The following is a 2,563-nucleotide window of genomic DNA, read 5'->3' as shown; positions in this document are numbered from 1 at the left end:
CCGTGACGACGATGCGGACGTGATGGTCGCAGGCGGCTCGGAAGGAACGGTCTGTCCGCTGGGGATTGCAGGATTCGCGCAGGCGCGTGCGCTGAACACCAGTTATAATGACCGTCCCGAGGCCGCAAGCCGCCCCTATGACAAGGACCGCGATGGTTTCGTGATGGGCGAAGGCGCAGGCGTCGTTGTCTTGGAAGAATATGAACATGCCAAGGCACGCGGCGCAAAAATCTATGCTGAAGTTGTTGGCTACGGCTTATCGGGTGATGCTTATCACGTGACCGCGCCGCATCCTGACGGGGACGGTGCGTTCCGTTCCATGCAGATGGCATTGAAAAAGGCGGGCATGACGCCGGCCGATATCGATTATATCAACGCCCATGGCACGTCGACCATGGCGGACACGATTGAATTGGGCGCAGTCAAGCGGCTCTTCGGTGATGCCATTTCGCATGTCTCAATGAGCTCGACCAAATCCGCCATTGGCCATTTGCTTGGCGGCGCTGGCGCGGTGGAGAGCATTTTCTGCATTCTCGCGCTGCGCGACCAGATCGTCCCGCCAACGCTTAACCTCGACAATCCGGACGAGGGTACCGAAGGCGTCGACCTTGTCCCGCATGTCGCCAAGAAACGCGAAGTAAAGGCCGTGCTGAACAACAGTTTCGGTTTTGGCGGCACCAATGCCAGCCTGATCATGAAACTGCCTGAATAACCTAGCGTGCTAGCGCGATCGCATATCTTTCAGGATGTCATTCCCGCGCAGGCGGGAATCTTTGGTCTGTACGTGCAGACTAGCCTGTCCGGTTTGTTAAAATGGATGGGGCAGCCCATGGATTCCCGCCGGCGCGGGAACGACAAAGGGTAATTGTGGCAAAGCGATCAGGTTCCCAGGCAACCCGCCGCCTCGCCAAGTGGGCGATCATTGCAGCGGCGGTACTGCTGGCAGCTATTGCGGGGAACTTTATTCACGGCTGGACGGCCGACGGACCGCTGGAACGCGAAACCACCGTTGTCATCAAGCCTGGTTCAAGTATTACCGCAGCAGCCCAGCAGCTTGAAAAACGCGGCGTCGTGAAATCGGCAGATGCCTTTGTCAGCCGCGCTAAATTGTTTGGAGCATCGAGCACAATCAAGGCAGGCGAATTCGTTATTCCGGCGCAGGCGTCCAATTCCGACATCTTGTCCATCCTGACGGGTGGCAAAACCGTGCAGCGCATGGTGACCATCCCCGAAGGCATGCCATCGATCATGGTCTACGAACGGATAAACGCCAATGACCGGCTGACCGGCAGCATTAATGTTCCCGCTGAAGGTTCGGTTCTTCCCGACAGCTATGCTTTTGACAAGAACGAGCCACGCGCCATTGTGCTTAAGCGGATGCAGGACGCGATGACGAAAACAATGTCCGAGTTGTGGCCAAAACGCAGTCCGGACGCAGTAGTCAAAACGCCGCTGGAGGCGCTGACGCTGGCGTCGATTGTCGAAAAAGAAACGGCGCTGAAATCGGAACTGCGCATGGTGGCCGGGGTCTATTCAAACCGTTTGCGCACCGGCATGATGCTTCAGGCGGACCCGACGATCATTTACCCCATCACGCAAGGCAAACCGCTTGGGCGGCGCATTCGTCAGTCCGAAATCAGGGATGTTAACGACTATAACACATACGCTATGACAGGCTTGCCAAAGGGACCAATCGCCAACCCGTCACGCGCGGCGATCGAAGCTGTGCTAAATCCCGAAAAGACCAAATATTATTACTTCGTCGCCGATGGCAAGGGCGGACATGTCTTCGCCGAGACGTTGGAAGAGCATAATGCCAACGTCAAAAAATGGTATGCTCTGCGCCGCCAGCGCGGGGAAATGTAAGACAGCCCAGCCCGCACTGGACTTTGCCGTGGGGAAATATTTTATATCAAGGACATAACGCTTGCAATGTAGGATTTGGCCTGTCAATTTACGCAGGCAACATCATTAAACGCCCAATGGCTGCAAGGGCATGCAATCAGCCCAAAGGGTTTCTCTCATCCGTTTAGGTGAGACCTTAGTGTGACTTTCCAATTTCGTAATTGGCGGGCGATCCTTCCCAGTCCACAAATATCGTCATCCCCGCGCACGCGGGGATCCAACACGTGGTGGTTGGTTGCGCAAAGCCGTCGAGTTTAAATTGACGTCAGGAGTTGGATCCCCGCCTGCGCGGGGATGACGAAGGTGGATGTGAGATGACGAGGGTGGACGAGGGGAAACGTGGAGAGACGTGTGGAGACGAGGCTCCATTTCCCGCTCCCGTTCGTGTCGAGCCTAGTCGAGACACCCCTCGGTCACGCAGGAAGGCTCCATGTTTCTACACGACCGCAGGGAAAAGTTTTGCCTAAGTTTCGCGCGGCATCTTGTAAGGCAGCATGAACTGCACAACTGGATTGATCAGACGGTCAAGCGAGATGCTTTCCTGAATCGCGACAACGGGCTCTCCCCACAGGCGCGCCGACAAGGCAGTGCGCGCGTAAAAGGGCGAATCTTCCCATGTCTTGATCACCGAGGCATGGCCACGGTCAGCGCGGGTTTG

General features: G+C 56.4%; 3 protein-coding genes. 2 read left to right on the top strand and 1 reads right to left on the bottom strand.

What is annotated here, in order from left to right; all coding sequences use genetic code 11:
* Both U1739_RS20860 and mltG read left to right on the top strand, forming a co-directional pair.
* Positions 1 to 712: beta-ketoacyl-ACP synthase II (locus U1739_RS20860; protein WP_332710537.1), on the top strand; the 712-nt coding region annotated here is incomplete at its 5' end.
* A 152-nt stretch (positions 713 to 864) separates the two neighbouring features.
* Positions 865 to 1,866 (top strand): endolytic transglycosylase MltG, encoded by a 1,002-nt coding sequence (gene mltG, locus U1739_RS20855; protein WP_332710538.1) that lies wholly within the window; start codon positions 865 to 867, stop codon positions 1,864 to 1,866.
* Positions 1,867 to 2,368: 502 nt separating this feature from the next.
* Here the strand turns inward: mltG and U1739_RS20850 are convergent.
* Positions 2,369 to 2,563 (bottom strand): carotenoid 1,2-hydratase family protein (locus tag U1739_RS20850; protein ID WP_503647082.1); only part of this gene is annotated, 195 nt, incomplete at its 5' end.

Origin of the sequence: Parasphingomonas puruogangriensis (genome assembly GCF_036663635.1) — a bacterium.
Classification (GTDB): domain Bacteria; phylum Pseudomonadota; class Alphaproteobacteria; order Sphingomonadales; family Sphingomonadaceae; genus Sphingomonas.
The sequence above is the reverse complement of the archived record's forward strand: the minus strand, read 5'-3'. Positions and strand labels throughout refer to the sequence as shown.